The organism is Chitinophaga sp., from assembly GCF_036569185.1.
Taxonomy (GTDB): Bacteria; Bacteroidota; Bacteroidia; order Chitinophagales; family Chitinophagaceae; genus Chitinophaga.
Genome location: NZ_DATCRD010000008.1, coordinates 1 through 15,882, shown reverse-complemented (window position 1 = coordinate 15,882; position 15,882 = coordinate 1). Strand labels below are relative to the sequence as shown.

The following is a 15,882-nucleotide window of genomic DNA, read 5'->3' as shown; positions in this document are numbered from 1 at the left end:
AAACAGGTAACCTGTTCAAGAAACAACGCCAGAAACGATAGTGCGGAGGGGATCGCCTTCGGCGATTGTCTTGGAACGCTGATTACGCTGATTATAATGATTAGTTTGATTTAATTAATCATATAGATTTAAAAGAATAAGGGAGATAGAAGTATTACTACTTTTATCTCCCTTATTCTTTTATAAAAAAATATCAAAAATAAAATCCGGAAATCATTATAATCAGCGTAATCAGTGTTCCAAGACAATCGCCGAAGGCGATCCCCTCCGCTACTTCCACAATTCCAGGATCTCTTCCGTATGATTTTTTGTGTCAGGCTTTTTAATGATATGCGCAATCACGCCTTTCTCATCAATAAGGAAAGTGGTCCGGTGAATACCATCGTATGTTCTGCCCATCATCTGCTTTTCACCCCATACGCCATACTGGTGTACAATCTTCTGATCTTCATCTGCCAGTAGAGTAAATGGCAGTTCATATTTCTCAATAAATTTCTGGTGACTTTGTTCGCTGTCTGTGCTTACACCTACTACCACATATCCTTTTTTCAGCAGGGTATCATAGTTATCGCGCAGGTTACAGGCCTGGGCTGTACATCCTGGCGTCATATCTTTCGGATAAAAATACAGTACCACCCGTTTGCCTTTAAAATCAGCCAGGGACACGGTTTTGCCATGTTGATCCTTTCCTTTGAAAATTGGAGCTTTATCGCCTTCTTTTAAGTTTGTCATATCTATGGTTTTTACTGTTTAAATGATCTCTTAACGTTTGAATGATAACCTGTAGCTGCCTTCATTCCCGGCTATATCAGTTACCTTCAGTACCAGCACGTGTGCACCGGGCTGGCAATGCTCATCAAACGTATAGGTGAGCACGTTACCCCTGCGTGAAAACATCAGCCATTTACCATCCAGCTCTGCACGGTAGCTTTTAATACCGCTGGCATCGCTCATAGCAAAGGATATTTTAGCAGCTTTTGAAAGCACGGCGCCAGGTTTCACTCCCAGGGGCGTTACCTTTGGCGCCACTGTATCCACCTCCAGGTGGAAGTTGCCAAAATCGCGGAAAGTGCCTTTATACCAACCGTTTTCCAGCGTGGTGGCAGAAGTGCTGCTGCCTTGTCCTTCGCGCACCATCACTATTTTCGGCTGCAGATACCCGGGAACATTCCGGGTGGCACGAAGGCGTACATCAAACAGGTCGTGCACCGGTACCAGTGCATTGTGCAGGTGATATACATTGGAGTAAGCTTTGGTGCTGGCTGATGCAGTTTCCATATAGTCAAAGCATACCTGGTCGTACAGCGCTGTTTCGTCCAGGTAAAATTCCACCTGGTTATTTTCAAAAATATTACGGGAATCAGGATACATGGTGTTGGCGCATGCTTTCTGCGCATTGTCGGCGCCCGACTGCTGCAGGGCCAGTTTCACCGTAGATGTATTCCCATATGCATCTTTTACCAGCAGTTTTACCTGGTGTACTTCTCCATCTGAAAGATGAATGGTACCATCGCCTTTCAGGTCGTGGTAAATATCCAGTTTATTACCTGGCAGGGAAAACACCAGCTGGTAATAGGGGCCGCCGCCTTTCTTTGTTTTATAATCGATGTGCGCATTCAGGTAGCGGGTTTCATCATAACCGATGTTATCCAGCTGGAAGTCGATATCCGGTTCATTGTTCTGCAGCAATGTCACTTCATAGATGCCATAAATATTACCGGTGTTCATACGGTCTATAGCGCTGAGGCCAATGCCGGCTTTTGCAGTATTTACCTTAACTACAGGCTGAGTGGTTACATATTCGCCTCCTACTTTCTTTAATGGCAGGATGAGTGGTTTTTGTTCATAGATACTTTTCTCACGGTCGTAAATGGCCAGGCGATATACATCCGGCGCTTTGGTATCTGCAATATCAAAACCAAAAAGTAAGGGGTTCAGTGGTTTTTCAGTGGTGGTGTTTCTGATCTCAAAGTGCAGGTGCGGACCAGCGGATCCGCCTGTATTGCCGCTCCATGCTACAAAATCGCCTTTCTTTACGGGAAACATGCCAGCGGGGATCGTAAGATCGCTGGCCCAGCTTTCCGCCTGGTATTGCTGTTTCTTCACATACTGTTGCAGTGCAGGGAAAAAAGCATTCAGGTGCGCATACACTGTCGTATAACCATTGGGGTGAGTAATGTAAAGTACGTTCCCAAAACCGGTGTGCGATACACCTATGCGGCTTACATAACCATCTGCAGCGGCATGTACCGGGAGATTTTCCTTTTGCTGTGTTTTAATATCCATTCCTGAATGGAAGTGGTTGGGCCGCAGTTCTCCGAAGTTACCGGCCAATATGATCGGTATGTTCAGCGGGTTCCTGAAGTAACCTTGCGGATAATCCTTCACCGGGATAGATTGCGCCTGTAGTAGTTGTGGTAATAAACAAAGTAAACCAATGACTCTTTTCATAATATGCAAATGTACGCGAAGTTTGTCTGACTCAGGATTAAACTGATTACGCTGATTACGCTGATTTTATTTTGCTTAATTTTTGTTTTGATTTTGTTTTAAGAAGATGAAGAACAAGGTTCATGCCAGTGGCTGGGAATATATTTCCGTGTAATTCTTCCCGTATTAAGCATATCTGCTGAAAGGCTTTTAAATATGCCGGCAAATGCGTATCCATCTTCTCAAACAAATATTAAAAAACAAAATCAGCGTAATCAGCGTAATCAGTTTAATCCTGAGTCAGACAAAATACGCGACAAAATACGCGCTTTTTTAAGTACATTAGTTCCCGCAAAACGAGCAAGCATACATGTCTATCCAGGTATCAGAACTCAGTAAAGTATACGGCGAACAAAGGGCTGTGGATGCTATTTCCTTTGAGTTGAAAAAGGGGGAGATCACTGGTTTCCTGGGCCCTAACGGTGCGGGAAAATCCACCACGATGAAGATGATCACCGGTTTTTTGCCGCCTACCAGCGGTAAGGCCAGTGTATGTGGTTTTGATATTGTATCGCAATCGCTGGAAGTACGTAAAAGGGTGGGCTATCTGCCGGAATCCAATCCCTTGTATTATGATATGTATATACGCGAATTCCTGGAGTTTGTGGCCGGCGTTCACCAGTTGGGAAAAACCGGTACAAAGCGCATTGCTGCTGTAATTGAGCAAACAGGGCTGCAGCCGGAGCAACACAAAAAGATCGGGGCACTATCCAACGGGTATAAACAACGGGTTGGCCTGGCACAGGCCCTCCTTCATGATCCGGAAGTATTGATCCTGGACGAGCCCACTACCGGGCTGGATCCCAACCAGCTGGCCGATATCAGGCAGCTGATCAAAGAGCTTGGCGCCAATAAAACCGTGATCCTTTCCACGCATATAATGCAGGAAGTGGAAGCCCTGTGCGACCGGGTGATCATCATTAACAAAGGAAAGATCATTGCAGACGATAAATTATCGTTAATCCGTGAAAACAGCAGCGGGAATGGATATTTACAGGTTACCTTTGCCGAGCCGGTTACCGAAGCCGATCTGCTGGCAATTCCCGGCATTACCCGTGTGGCGGCCCGGGAAGACCATAGCTGGCAGCTATTTACCGGCCAGGTAGATGAAGTGCGAAAAAACCTGTTACAATTTGCTTTGATTAATAACAGGAACATCCTTTCTTTGCAGAGCAATTCACAAAGTCTGGAAACAATTTTCCGGGAATTGACAAAGGCCCCAGGCAAATAACTGTAGCCGTTAGCAACCCGGGAGTGGTGAGGGACTAACAGCCGCGGTAAACGCCAGGTGCTAAATAAATAGCTAACAATAATAACTTTTCGAATTATGAGTACCATTTCAGAAATCCATGCCAGGCAGATCCTCGACAGCCGTGGTAATCCTACAATTGAGGTTGATGTAACCACAGAAGACGGACATTTTGGCCGTGCAGCAGTTCCATCCGGTGCTTCTACCGGTAAACACGAAGCAGTAGAGCTGCGTGATAATGATAAGAGCGTTTATATGGGCAAAGGCGTACTGCAGGCCGTAAATAACGTAAACGATATCATCGCGGAAGAACTGATTGGCTGGGAAGTGACGGATCAGGCCGGCATTGATAAAATGCTCATTCAACTTGATGGTACTCCTAATAAAGCTAAACTGGGCGCCAACGCCACCCTCGCAGTGAGCATGGCTGTAGCCAAAGCCGCTGCTGAAGAAAGCAACCAGCCATTGTACCGCTACCTCGGCGGTGTAAACGCTTTCACCCTCCCCATTCCCTTAATGAACATCATCAATGGTGGTGCCCATGCGGATAATAAAATCGACTTCCAGGAATTTATGATCGTACCGGTTGGCGCTCCTTCCTTCTCTGAAGGTCTGCGCTGGGGCGTGGAAATCTTCCACCACCTGAAATCTGTACTGAAAAAGAAAGGATACAGCACCAACGTAGGCGACGAAGGCGGCTTCGCTCCTGAAATCCAGAGCAACGAAGAAGCTATTGAAACCGTACTGGAAGCTATCAAAGCAGCCGGTTACGAGCCCGGTACCCAGGTAGCCATCGCCCTGGATGCCGCCAGCAGCGAAATGTACGACGACGCTACCAAGAGCTACAAATTTTACAAAAGCTCCCAGAAAGTGATCAGCAGCGACGAAATGGTAGCTTACTGGACTGAATGGGTAAACAAATATCCGATCGTTTCCATCGAAGATGGTATGGCGGAAGATGACTGGGAAGGCTGGAAAAAACTGACCGAATCCGTAGGCAGCCGCGTACAACTGGTGGGCGACGATCTGTTTGTTACCAACGTACTCCGTCTGAAAGAAGGTATCGATAAAGGTATCGCCAACAGCATCCTGGTAAAAGTGAACCAGATCGGTACTGTAACAGAAACCATCGATGCAGTGAACATGGCCCACAAAGCCGGTTATACTTCCATCATGAGCCACCGTTCCGGCGAAACAGAAGATACCACCATCGCCGACCTCGCTGTAGCCCTGAACTGCGGCCAGATCAAAACCGGTTCCGCTTCCCGTACAGACCGTATGGCGAAATACAACCAGTTACTCCGTATCGAAGAAGCACTGGGCGACGTAGCAGTTTATCCTACCAACTCCATCAGTGTAAAAAAATAACCCTCCGGGGAAAAATATTTGGATCTCGGATACCCGGCACATCTGCGCCGGGTATCTGAAATCCAAAAATCATTTGTAAATTGCTGTATGTCCGGATTAAAGTCTATAAAAGTGCCAAAGCTCCTGAAGAATAAGTTCTTCATAGCTTTCGCTGCCTTTATTATCTGGATCGCCTTCCTGGACAAAACCAACCTCATGTACCAATACCAGTTCCAGACAGAGGTGAACAAACTGGAAAACCAGAAGGAATTCTTTATCCAGGAAATCAAACAAACCCGGGAAGAACAGCAGGAACTGCTTTCCAGCCCTGAAAAACTGGAGAAATTTGCCCGCGAAAAATACTATATGAAGAAGGATAATGAAGACCTGTTCATTATCACCCCCGCACCCGCCCAATAGCCCCGCTCACTCCCCTTGTGCATCTTAAAAATTTATCTTAAATTAACAATAGAATCCGGGCAAAATCCGTTATAAAAGAGAACCTATTGTTAGTATTAAAATAATTATGCATGAGTAATTTTACACTTTCTGTACTCTCTACCCTGTGTCTTGTTACCAAAAGCGATATTAAGCATCACCAGGAGGATCTTTCATTTACCCGGGAAGAACAAGCCAGCTTTGACGATACCAAAGCTGCCCTGAACACAGTACGCTATGCGCCGAGAGTGGCCACCCTCCAGCTGATTTTTGACTACGCCGCCAATAAACAAAAAGCGGAAGAGCAGTAACAGCCGCCTTGCTTTTTTCATTTTTCCTATCTTTATGGCATGACTCAAAAAGAGCGTTATGCATTTGTTCTCAAATACTTTGAGGAACATGCTCCCAATGCCGAAACGGAACTCATCTACGACAATCCATACCAATTGCTGGTAGCCGTTATCCTGTCGGCCCAATGCACCGATAAAAGGGTGAACATGACCACCCCTGCCATCTTTGCAAAATACCCGGACGTATACGCCCTCAGCACCGCTACATTCGATGAGCTGTTCCCGTTGATCCGCAGCATCAGCTATCCCAACAACAAAACCAAACATCTCATCGGGATGGCGCAAATGGTGGTGGAAGACTTTAACGGGGAAATACCAGCCACTGTGCCGGAACTGGTAAAGCTGCCCGGGGTGGGCCGTAAAACAGCCAATGTGATCACCTCCGTGGTGCACCAGCAGCCCAACATGGCGGTGGACACCCACGTGTTCAGGGTTTCCGCCAGGATAGGGCTTACCACCAATGCCAAAACACCGCTGCAAACAGAACTGCAGCTGCTGAAAAATATTCCGAAAGAAAAAGTGCACATCGCCCATCACTGGCTTATCCTGCATGGCCGTTATATATGCGTGGCCCGCAACCCGAAATGCGGCGAATGCGGATTAAGACCGGCATGTAAATATTATGCAAAACTGATAAAAGCAGGTTGATATGCGCCCATTCCTCACTGCCGCCTGGAGAAACCTGCTGATGCTCAACTTTGAAGCTGATCCTGCTGTGCTCCAGCCCTATGTGCCCGCTCATACAGAACTGGATACCTGGAACAACACCTGCTACATCAGCCTGGTAGGTTTTCTTTTCCAGGACACCCGGGTAAAAGGTTTTTCCTTCCCGGGGCACCGCACTTTTGAGGAAGTGAACCTGCGTTTCTATGTGCGATATAAACAAGCCGGGGAATGGAAACGCGGAGTAGTGTTTGTAAAAGAACTGGTGCCCAGGGCGCTCATTACCTTTGTGGCCAATACCCTGTATGGGGAAAAATATGCCACGCACCCGATGGCCCATGCCTGGGAATATCCGGATGAGGCCACACTGAAAGTAGCTTATCGCTGGAAAGTGAAAAACGAATGGAATCATTTATCAGCCACCGCTATGCAGGCCAGCCAGCCTATCATAGCGGGCAGCGAGGAACAGTTCATTACTGAACATTACTGGGGCTATACCAGGCTCGATCATCAAACCACCGGCGAATACGAGGTTGCCCACCCGCAGTGGGAAGTTCACCCGGTGACGGGTTTTGACTACCATTGCAGTACCCGCATATTGTATGGCGCTGCGTTTGAAAACATGCTGCAGCAAACGCCTAAAAGCGCATTACTTGCTGCGGGGTCCGGCATTACTGTAATGCCCGGTAAAAAGATCAGGCACGATACTTTGTGAACCGCCGCGGTTTATACTATCCATCAATAATTTCATCTTACAATTATGAAATTTGCTTATCTTAAGCGGTTCATCAAGATTCAATCAATAAAGCATTAGTCGTTATGAGATCAGCTGTTAGGGTACAACTATCCTTTATGATGTTCCTGGAATTCTTTATCTGGGGCGCATGGTTTGTGACATTAGGCACCTTCGTATTAAAAAATCTGCAGGGCGCCACCGATACCCAGGTGGGATATGCCTTCCTCACACAATCTATCGGGGCGGTAATCGCACCTTTCATTGTAGGCATTATTGCCGACCGTTTTATTTCCGCACAGATCATCCTTGGAGTGATACACCTGGTGGGCGCTGCATTACTATGGATCTGCTCGGGCATGACCAGCTACGACAGCTTCTACCCGGTACTACTGGTGTACATGATCCTTTACATGCCTACCCTGGCATTGGTGAACTCCATCTCCTTCCGGCAGATGAGTGATCCCAGTAAAGAGTTTTCCTTTATCCGCGTATTCGGCACCGTGGGCTGGATCATTGCCGGCCTGCTCATCGGCTGGTTGCAGTGGGAAAAAACCAACTCGCTTGATCTTACCTTCAAAATGGCGGCCGGCGCATCGCTCCTGCTGGGACTGTTCAGCTTTACACTGCCTAAAACACCGCCTGCCAAAAAAGGTACGCAGATCTCTGTAAAGGAGATCCTGGGCCTCGATGCTATACGGATGCTGAAAAACCGCTCTTACCTGCTGTTCTTCCTGGCCTCCATTGCCATCTGTATCCCGCTGGCATTCTACTACAATTTCACTAATCCGTTCCTGAATGAAATAGGCATGAATGCAGCGGCCGGCAAGCAATCCATGGGACAAATGTCGGAATTCCTCTTCATGCTGGTAATGCCGCTGTTCTTCTCCAGGTTAGGTGTAAAGAAGATGCTGGCGTTAGGTATGCTCGCCTGGGTAGTACGCTATACCCTGTTTTCTTTTGGCGATATTGATGCCAACTACTGGATGCTCATTGTAGGTATCATCTTACATGGTATCTGCTACGATTTCTTCTTTGTCACCGGGCAGATCTACACTGATAAAATTGCCGGAGAAGAATTCAAGAGCTCTGCGCAGGGTTTTGTAACACTGGCCACTTATGGCGTGGGAATGCTGATAGGCTTTATCATTTCAGGCCCTATCGTGGACGCTTATAAAACCGGTGCGAACAGCCACAACTGGCACACCATCTGGCTGATCCCTGCAGGTATTGCAGCAGCGGTATTAGTGCTGTTTATGTTGTTTTTCAGAGATAGTAACAAGAATACAGTTGTTAAACATTAATCATCGGCAAAACGATCATTATGGCAAAAATAGCAATGCTTGGTTCAGGTTTTATTGCGCGGTTCTATGCTGATTCCCTGCAGGGGCAACGCAGCCGCGATAAAATTGTAAGTGTGTATTCCCGCCGGGAAGAAAGCGCGCAAAAATTCGCTGCAGATTACGATGTTGCTTTTCAGACCACGGAAATGGAAGCAGCCATTGCCCGTCCGGAAGTAGATGTAGTTTGTGTATCTCTTCCCAATAACCTGCATGAAGCAGCCATTAACCTGTGTTGCAGGCATAAAAAAGCAGTGATCTGTACCAAACCGCTGGGACGCAATGCACAGGAAGCAAAACGGATGCTGGAAGCAGTGGAAAAAGCAGGCATCTTCCATGGGTACCTGGAAGACCTCGTATACACTCCTAAATTCCTTAAAGCGCTGAAAAGCGTGAAAGACGGGGCTTTGGGAAGAATCCTCTGGGCTAAGTCGAGGGAAACACATCCCGGCCCGCACAGCGAGTGGTTCTGGGATAAAGAACAGGCCGGGGGCGGTTGTATCCTGGACCTGGGCTGCCACTGCGTGGAAATAGGCCGCAACTTTATCGGGAAAGATATTAAGCCGGTAGAAGTGATGTGCTGGGCAGATACACAGGTAAAACCCATTGACGCCGAAGATCACGCCATTGGTTTGGTGAAATATGAAAACGGCGCCATCGGCCAGTTTGAAGTAAGCTGGACTTTCCGCGGCGGCCTCGATCTGCGCGATGAAGTAATGGGAACTGAAGGCACCATCTGGCTCAACAGCTTTTTGCGTACCGGCTTTGATATGTTTACCACCGGCAAAGGTGCTGATTATGTAGCAGAGAAAGCGGAAAGCAACTCCGGCTGGCTGTTCCCCGTAGGAGATGAGCTCAATGAACTGGGATATAACCACATGTTCACCGATATGTTTGATGCAATGGAAGCCGGCAGGGAAGCCAATGAAACCTTCTACGATGGTTACGTGGTGAATGCTATCCTCGATGCTGCTTACAAGAGCGCTGCCAGCAAACAATGGGAACCGGTGCAACTGGAAATATGGCGTGGACAGGAAGGGCTTAGCAAAGCAAAAACCTTAACCGATTATAACGATCAATACTACCTGGTAAAAGAAGAGATGACGCATTTCGGGGCAAAGAAACTGATCCTGAAAGATAAGGCGAGCGGGCAGATCATCGAACAGGTATTATAATCAATATGATGGAAATGATTGTCCTGGTATATTCTGCCAGGATAATCATCTCCTCATCAGCTTATTTTTACAAACATGGCTTTACCCAGTGTATGATTTACTTCTACAGACATTAAGGTGCCGTTCTCATACCTGAACACGTTCTTTTTCCCTTCCGGCAGTATCAGCTCATACACGCCTCCGCCCAATGATTTCAGCGGCAGGAAACGGCCCAGTGTTTCGGAAAACACACGGTTCACCTGCCTGGGCTCCGCGAAGTAAAGATCTGCCACACACTCTTCTATTTCAGTCTCCAACACCGATTTCTCCCCGTTCACTATTATCGTATATTCTTTACCGTTACGCCTCACAATAGTTTGCTTGTCTTCCCCCGTTTTACCTGACACCCGCGATACCCTGGCATTGGTTAGGATGTTGTTATTGTACTCGCTTACAATGTCGCTGTTGACCTTTGAAAGCATTACCTGGATCCGTGTTCTTATAATGATGCTTTTCGCAGCGCCGGTAAGTTTTCGGTTAGCTTCAATGGTTCCTACAGCATGATTGGCAATACGCACTTCGAAGGTATTGGTTTGGGCATCTGCCTGCAAATACAATACAGCTACTGTGATAGTGGTAAACAAAAACCTGAAAAGACTATTCATAATAGTTGACTTAAACTAACAATATTTTCCTGAGGAAGTAGTAGCTGTAAATGTCTTCCCATCAAGGAAAATACAAAAAATCCTGTCACAACGGACAGGATTTTTTATTGTGTGCATTAAAATAATATCCGGCAATAGCTTACGCAAGCATTTCTTTGATCTTTGTGATCAGTTCGCCCTTGGTAATAGGTACGCCCATTATTTTATGATAGCCCTGTGCATCAATGAGGAACTGATCGCGGATCACTTTGATCAGCTGCCCGTTATTGATTTCAGGGATCAGTACTTTATCGTAGCTGTGCAATATTTCTCCCAGGTTCTTAGGGAACGGGCGGATGTAGCGGATATGTGCATGTGCTACTTCATGTCCTTCTGCCAGCAGGTCCAGTACAGCGCTTTTAATGGCGCCATAGGTAGATCCCCAGCCCAGCACGAGGACTTTTCCTTTTTCCGGACCGAGCTCTATTTTCTGTAAGGGGATGTGATCTGCAATCTTATCTACTTTTTCCTGGCGGATCTTCACCATCAGCTGGTGATTTTCAGGATCGTAGCTAACGTTACCAGTGATGTTCTGTTTTTCCAGGCCGCCAATGCGGTGTTCCAGGCCGGGAGTGCCGGGTACCGCCCAGGGACGTACCAGGTTTTCATCGCGGTGGTAAGGCAGGAATTGCTCCTCTCCTTCTTCCAGGCCTTTTTTGAATTTCACTTCAATACCGGGGAGGTCTGCCGCTTTAGGGAAGCGCCAGGGCTCGGAACCGTTGGCGATATAACCATCACTGAGGAAAATAACCGGTGTCATATGCTTTACAGCGATCCGGAAGGCTTCAAATACGGCATCGAAACAATCTGCAGGAGTGGATGCGGAAATGATTGGCATCGGGCACTCCCCGTTGCGGCCGTAATATGCCTGTAACAGGTCGGATTGTTCTGTTTTGGTAGGCAAACCGGTAGAAGGTCCCCCACGTTGAATATCAACGATCATCAATGGTATTTCCAGCATCACGGCCAGTCCCATTGCCTCCCCTTTCAGGGCCATGCCGGGGCCGGATGTAGTGGTAACTCCCATATGGCCGCCGTAAGAGGCGCCAATAGCGGAGGTAATTCCTGCAATTTCGTCTTCCGCCTGGAAGGTACGGATCCCAAAATTCTTAAAGCGGCTCAGCTCATGCAGGATATCGGAAGCCGGGGTGATAGGATAAGTACCCAGGAACAGGGGCAGGTTGGCTTTCTGGGAAGCCGCTACCAGGCCATAGGCCAGGGCAGTGTTACCGGTGATACTGCGATAGGTGCCAGGCTCCATCCGGGCTTTTTCCACACGGTAACGGGTGGTAAAGGCTTCCACCGTATCTGCAAAGTTGTAGCCGGCATGCAGTACTTTCAGGTTACTTTCCAGGATCTCCGGTTTTTTGCCGAATTTCTCCCGGAGAAATACTTCTGTATTTTCCATGTTACGGTCGTACAGCCAGTACAGGAAGCCCAGCACGAACATGTTTTTTGCACGGTCTTTTTCTTTCATACCGAGGGTAGTGTCCTTCAGCGCTTCGCGCGTCATTTTGGTCACATCCATGGTATGCAGCTGGTAAGCGGCCAGAGAGCCGTCTTCCAGCGGATTTACGCCTTCCGGGTAGTTGGCCAGGCGGAGGTTCTTGGCATCAAAACCATCTGTATTGGCGAGGATAATACCGCCTTTTTTAAGCCCTTTCAGGTTAGCCTTCAATGCGGCGGCGTTCATCACTACCAGTACATCGCAGGAATCGCCCGGGGTAAATATCCTGTTAGAAGAAAAGTGAAGCTGGAAGCCGCTCACACCCGGCAAAGTACCTATCGGGGCACGGATCTCCGCCGGAAAATCGGGGAATGTGCTCAGGTCATTGCCGAATAATGCGGTGTTATTTGAAAACTGGGTACCTGTTAACTGCATCCCGTCTCCACTGTCGCCTGCAAATTTTATCACTACATCCTCCAGCTGTTGAATCGAAGTATTAGGCATCTATTTATCTTTTAAGGTATTCTTTTTTAAAGATGTAAATTTAGGTAATCGGGAGCTAGGAACCCACTGGCCTGCAATATTATTCCCGATCCGATCACAAAAGTACACAACTTTAGTAGACTATTATTAACGGAATGAAGCATTCCCATTACTTATAGTTATGGCTGATAACGGGAAGTTATGGTTATAGAAATGCTAATTTTACCCGTTTTGAGCAGGACACCTGCTACTGTTATCAAATCAAATCGTATTTTTAACCCATAAAATTAAACTATACTTTATGGCACTCTTTGAATCGAACAACCCTGTACTGAAGCAAAGTATATTTGATAAGGCGCCTCACATTGCGGGAGAAACCATGACCATCCGTGGTACTGTGAATAAAATGTCTTTTATGCTCCTGATGTTGATGGCAGCAGCCGTTTTTTCATGGGGAGAATTTTACAGGAATAGCGGTACTGTAATGCCATTGGCAATTGGTGGCGCTATCGGCGGATTTATACTGGCATTGATCATCATTTTCAAGAAAGAATGGTCGGCTTACCTGGCCCCCGCATACGCTATAGCAGAAGGTTTATTCCTCGGAGCTATTTCCGCCATGTTTGAAGCAAAATGGCCGGGCATCGTGATGCAATCAGTAGGTTTAACGTTTGGTACTTTTATCGCCATGCTGATCCTGTACCGTACAGGTGTTATCCGGGCAACCGAACGTTTTAAATCAATTGTGATGACAGCTACCCTGGGTATTGGTATTTTTTACCTGATCGCCATTGTACTGCGCATGTTTAATATTGAGATGCCGCTGATCCACAGCAGTGGTACCTTTGGAATTATATTTTCCCTGGTGGTGGTAGCTATTGCAGCCCTGAACCTGATCATGGATTTTGATATGATAGAACAAGGTGCTTTGCAGGGCGCTCCCAAATACTTTGAGTGGTATGCCTCTTTCGGGCTGATGGTTACCCTGGTATGGTTATACCTGGAAATACTGCGCCTCATGATGAAATTAAACAGGAGATAAGCGACTGTATATATCTTTGAAAAAGGCCGCCACAGCGAATGTGGCGGCCTTTTTCTTTTAAATATGTCCATCATCGTTTTGTTAATGTCTTCCAAAAGATATGTTAAATGCCGGGGCTTCAAAATATTATGGCACCGTAATTGCAAAATCGGGTTATAACAACAAGTTCTTTTACATCTTAAAACAGTGATAAAAAAAATGCTAACACATTTACTTACCATGTAACCTTTATTGTTAAACCGTTTAAAATTGTAAGCTATGAAGAAGATAAAAGTAAGCATGTTAGCACTTGCAGCTGTAGCGTTTGGAGCATTTGCCTTTAAAGGCGCCGATGGTGGAACCATAGCAGGTAAAGTAACACCCGCAGAAGGAGCCACCGAAGCCTGGGCCATCCAGGGAACAGACACCTTAACATCGCCTGTTACTGATGGCGCATTTAATTTTCAGAATGCTAAACCAGGGGCATATACCGTTATTATAGGAGCGAAAGCGCCATATAAGCCTGCAACTGTTACAGATGTTAAAGTGGATGATGGAAAGTCCACTGATTTAGGAGAAATTAAATTAGCACATTAAACAAGAGCAATAGTTTGTTTTCATAGGGGTTAATCAAAAAGCCGGTTCCGTACGTCTGTACGGCCGGCTTCTTTCATTTATACCCTTTTCTTTTTTACGCTCATAGGGGTAAATCTTTCTTTAAACGTCATTTCTTAAAGTACTCCCTTTTTTAAAATGATGTTTATGAAAAAGCAGTTTATTATAACGTATACAAGTTTGAGTATTGGATGGTTGCTGCTGATGATTGCCATCTTCAGCATTATTTTATCCGGTTGTACAAAAGAGAATATTTCCGGCTCCGGCAACGTGGTAACGGAAACCCGCAGTACTGGTCCTTTTACGGATGTGGAAATATCCGGGGCATTTGAGGTGCACCTGTTGCAGGAGAATAATTCAAAAGTAGAAATAAAGGCGGAAGATAATATTATCGGGTCGATAGAAACAGGTATGCGCAGCAACACTTTATTCATCCGGGTAAAGAACCGGGTCAATATCCGTAATCACCAGCCTATGAAGATATATGTGCACAACCCTCTTTTTCAGCGTATAAAGTTTGATGGTTCGGGATCCTTAGATAATCAGGATACCATACATACTTCCTTATTCAAGTATGAGATCAATGGCAGTGGAGATGCAGCCCTGGTATTGGATGCCGCCAACCTGAACACTTCTATCAATGGCTCCGGCAACATTAAGCTCCGGGGATTTGCGGGCTCGCTGAACAGCGAGATCAACGGCAGCGGCAGTATTGCTGCGATGAACCTGGAGGTCCAGCAGGCAAATATTACCATCCGCGGTTCCGGCGAGCATGGCGTGCACGTAAGAAAAAACCTGGACGCCAGGATCTACGGCAGCGGGAATATTTTTTATACCGGCGAAGCGAAAGTGGTAGCAGATGTAAAGGGTTCCGGCAGGGTGGTAAAGCAATAATGATATAAATTTCGTGTATCCTACACTGTTATACTGTCTGTGTTTAAAGCGAGAAGGCCCCCGCAATTGCGGGGGCCTTCATTATTTCAAGGGGATCCTTTATCAGGCGCCGCCTAATTTGCATTTCTGCAGCACTTCCCATGATTTACCGTTGTGACGGAGGAAGTAGAGGTTGTTTACTTTAAAGGTAGCCTCATATTCCTTGTTCTCATATTCGGGCCATGCCTTGTTGAATTGTTCATCTTCCAGGTCTTTAAATGCCACGGTAACGTGTGGCGTAAATCCTGTACGTGCCAGCATGGTACTGAAGCCAAATTCCTTACGCAGGAAATTGATCAGCTGACGGTGCATAGCAGACATGGTTTCACTTTTTTCCACGTTGATGAACAGTACACGGTTCTGTTTATTCGGGAAAGTCCCAAAGCCTTTCAGGGAAACTTCGAAAGGCGCCTGTGTTTTGGCAAATTCCGTCAGTTCATCACAGAAAGCTTTTTCCAATGCCGGATCAGCAGTGAAAGGAACCTGCAGGGTAATATGCGGCAATACTTTCAATGCGTACACTGGTCCGTACTGTTCTGCAAATTCCTGCTTGATCTTTATAATCTCTTTACCTACTTCTGCAGTTGGCAGCAAGGCGATAAAGTATATTTTATTATCTGGTTTTGGCTCAAAGCGCTGAGGTCTGCCACCTTGTCTTGGTGCGCCGCCGCCGCGATTTCCGCCGCCACGGTTGTAACCACCGCCGCCACCGCCGCGATCGTAACCACCACCGCCGCCGCGATTGTAACCACCGCCGCCACCGCCACGATCGTAGCCACCGCCACGATCATAACCGCCGCCGCGATCATAGCCACCACCGCCACCGCGGTCGTAACCACCTCCGCGATCATAGCCACCACCGCGGTCGTATCCACCTCCACGATCATAGCCACCGCCCTGGTCACGGTTATAGCC

General features: G+C 46.9%; 16 protein-coding genes. 11 read left to right on the top strand and 5 right to left on the bottom strand.

All coding sequences use genetic code 11. The features are described 5' to 3' along the window. Nucleotides 1–270: 270 nt before the first annotated feature. Nucleotides 271–732, bottom strand: coding sequence for a thioredoxin-dependent thiol peroxidase (bcp, locus tag VIM72_RS00570; protein WP_332000925.1), 462 nt, complete (start codon nt 730–732; stop codon nt 271–273). A gap of 30 nt (nt 733–762) precedes the next feature. Further along, nucleotides 763–2,451 (bottom strand): M23 family metallopeptidase, encoded by a 1,689-nt coding sequence (locus tag VIM72_RS00565; protein WP_332000924.1) that lies wholly within the window; start codon nt 2,449–2,451, stop codon nt 763–765. A gap of 349 nt (nt 2,452–2,800) precedes the next feature. Here VIM72_RS00565 and gldA point away from each other — a divergent pair, with 349 nt between their 5' ends. The 8 genes from gldA (at nt 2,801) to VIM72_RS00525 (ending at nt 9,785) form a co-directional block, all read left to right on the top strand. Further along, on the top strand, nt 2,801–3,721 hold the full coding sequence (gene gldA, locus VIM72_RS00560) for a gliding motility-associated ABC transporter ATP-binding subunit GldA (RefSeq protein ID WP_332000923.1): 921 nt from the start codon (nt 2,801–2,803) through the stop codon (nt 3,719–3,721). A gap of 96 nt (nt 3,722–3,817) precedes the next feature. Beyond that, nucleotides 3,818–5,107 (top strand): phosphopyruvate hydratase, encoded by a 1,290-nt coding sequence (eno, locus tag VIM72_RS00555; RefSeq protein ID WP_332000922.1) that lies wholly within the window; start codon nt 3,818–3,820, stop codon nt 5,105–5,107. Between the two features lie 87 nt (nt 5,108–5,194). After that, entirely contained in the window at nt 5,195–5,506 is a 312-nt protein-coding gene (locus VIM72_RS00550) for an FtsB family cell division protein (RefSeq protein ID WP_332000921.1), read from the top strand. 110 nt (nt 5,507–5,616) lie between these two features. Next, nucleotides 5,617–5,835, top strand: coding sequence for a hypothetical protein (locus tag VIM72_RS00545; protein WP_332000920.1), 219 nt, complete (start codon nt 5,617–5,619; stop codon nt 5,833–5,835). Nucleotides 5,836–5,874: 39 nt separating this feature from the next. Beyond that, nucleotides 5,875–6,522 (top strand): endonuclease III, encoded by a 648-nt coding sequence (gene nth, locus VIM72_RS00540; RefSeq protein WP_332000919.1) that lies wholly within the window; start codon nt 5,875–5,877, stop codon nt 6,520–6,522. 1 nt (nt 6,523) lies between these two features. Beyond that, nucleotides 6,524–7,252 carry a DUF2071 domain-containing protein gene (locus VIM72_RS00535; protein WP_332000918.1) on the top strand — a complete coding sequence of 243 codons (729 nt, stop codon included), beginning with the start codon at nt 6,524–6,526 and terminating at the stop codon, nt 7,250–7,252. Between the two features lie 104 nt (nt 7,253–7,356). Continuing rightward, nucleotides 7,357–8,574: a nucleoside permease gene (locus tag VIM72_RS00530; RefSeq protein ID WP_332000917.1), complete on the top strand. Its 1,218-nt coding sequence runs from the start codon at nt 7,357–7,359 to the stop codon at nt 8,572–8,574. Between the two features lie 20 nt (nt 8,575–8,594). Continuing rightward, nucleotides 8,595–9,785, top strand: a complete 1,191-nt coding sequence (locus VIM72_RS00525) for a Gfo/Idh/MocA family oxidoreductase (protein WP_332000916.1) — start codon at nt 8,595–8,597, stop codon at nt 9,783–9,785. A 56-nt stretch (nt 9,786–9,841) separates the two neighbouring features. Here the strand turns inward: VIM72_RS00525 and VIM72_RS00520 are convergent, their stop codons facing one another. Together VIM72_RS00520 and VIM72_RS00515 are read right to left on the bottom strand one after the other, a co-directional pair. Beyond that, complete coding sequence (locus VIM72_RS00520) at nt 9,842–10,429, bottom strand: DUF6134 family protein (protein ID WP_332000915.1); 588 nt, start codon at nt 10,427–10,429, stop codon at nt 9,842–9,844. A gap of 139 nt (nt 10,430–10,568) precedes the next feature. Beyond that, nucleotides 10,569–12,419 carry a 2-oxoacid:acceptor oxidoreductase subunit alpha gene (locus VIM72_RS00515; RefSeq protein ID WP_332000914.1) on the bottom strand — a complete coding sequence of 617 codons (1,851 nt, stop codon included), beginning with the start codon at nt 12,417–12,419 and terminating at the stop codon, nt 10,569–10,571. Between the two features lie 280 nt (nt 12,420–12,699). Between VIM72_RS00515 and VIM72_RS00510 the strand changes: the two genes are divergently transcribed. The 3 genes from VIM72_RS00510 (at nt 12,700) to VIM72_RS00500 (ending at nt 14,928) form a co-directional block, all read left to right on the top strand. Next, a complete protein-coding gene (locus VIM72_RS00510) occupies nt 12,700–13,440 on the top strand; it encodes a Bax inhibitor-1/YccA family protein (protein WP_332000913.1) in 741 nt (246 codons plus the stop codon). Nucleotides 13,441–13,698: 258 nt separating this feature from the next. Continuing rightward, a complete protein-coding gene (locus VIM72_RS00505; protein ID WP_332000912.1) occupies nt 13,699–14,016 on the top strand; it encodes a carboxypeptidase-like regulatory domain-containing protein in 318 nt (105 codons plus the stop codon). A 165-nt stretch (nt 14,017–14,181) separates the two neighbouring features. Then, a complete protein-coding gene (locus tag VIM72_RS00500; protein ID WP_332000911.1) occupies nt 14,182–14,928 on the top strand; it encodes a head GIN domain-containing protein in 747 nt (248 codons plus the stop codon). 102 nt (nt 14,929–15,030) lie between these two features. On the opposite strand, the gene VIM72_RS00495 is transcribed toward VIM72_RS00500, so the two are convergent. Continuing rightward, nucleotides 15,031–15,882 (bottom strand): 2'-5' RNA ligase family protein (locus VIM72_RS00495; protein WP_332000910.1); only part of this gene is annotated, 852 nt, incomplete at its 5' end.

Bases quoted from the DNA above. Each gene is read 5' to 3' on its own strand.
- bcp (WP_332000925.1), bottom strand. From the start codon at position 732: ATGACAAACTTAAAAGAAGGCGATAAAGCTCCAATTTTCAAAGGAAAG.
- VIM72_RS00565 (WP_332000924.1), bottom strand. From the start codon at position 2,451: ATGAAAAGAGTCATTGGTTTACTTTGTTTATTACCACAACTACTACAG.
- gldA (WP_332000923.1), top strand. From the start codon at position 2,801: ATGTCTATCCAGGTATCAGAACTCAGTAAAGTATACGGCGAACAAAGG.
- eno (WP_332000922.1), top strand. From the start codon at position 3,818: ATGAGTACCATTTCAGAAATCCATGCCAGGCAGATCCTCGACAGCCGT.
- VIM72_RS00550 (WP_332000921.1), top strand. From the start codon at position 5,195: ATGTCCGGATTAAAGTCTATAAAAGTGCCAAAGCTCCTGAAGAATAAG.
- VIM72_RS00545 (WP_332000920.1), top strand. From the start codon at position 5,617: ATGAGTAATTTTACACTTTCTGTACTCTCTACCCTGTGTCTTGTTACC.
- nth (WP_332000919.1), top strand. From the start codon at position 5,875: ATGACTCAAAAAGAGCGTTATGCATTTGTTCTCAAATACTTTGAGGAA.
- VIM72_RS00535 (WP_332000918.1), top strand. From the start codon at position 6,524: ATGCGCCCATTCCTCACTGCCGCCTGGAGAAACCTGCTGATGCTCAAC.
- VIM72_RS00530 (WP_332000917.1), top strand. From the start codon at position 7,357: ATGAGATCAGCTGTTAGGGTACAACTATCCTTTATGATGTTCCTGGAA.
- VIM72_RS00525 (WP_332000916.1), top strand. From the start codon at position 8,595: ATGGCAAAAATAGCAATGCTTGGTTCAGGTTTTATTGCGCGGTTCTAT.
- VIM72_RS00520 (WP_332000915.1), bottom strand. From the start codon at position 10,429: ATGAATAGTCTTTTCAGGTTTTTGTTTACCACTATCACAGTAGCTGTA.
- VIM72_RS00515 (WP_332000914.1), bottom strand. From the start codon at position 12,419: ATGCCTAATACTTCGATTCAACAGCTGGAGGATGTAGTGATAAAATTT.
- VIM72_RS00510 (WP_332000913.1), top strand. From the start codon at position 12,700: ATGGCACTCTTTGAATCGAACAACCCTGTACTGAAGCAAAGTATATTT.
- VIM72_RS00505 (WP_332000912.1), top strand. From the start codon at position 13,699: ATGAAGAAGATAAAAGTAAGCATGTTAGCACTTGCAGCTGTAGCGTTT.
- VIM72_RS00500 (WP_332000911.1), top strand. From the start codon at position 14,182: ATGAAAAAGCAGTTTATTATAACGTATACAAGTTTGAGTATTGGATGG.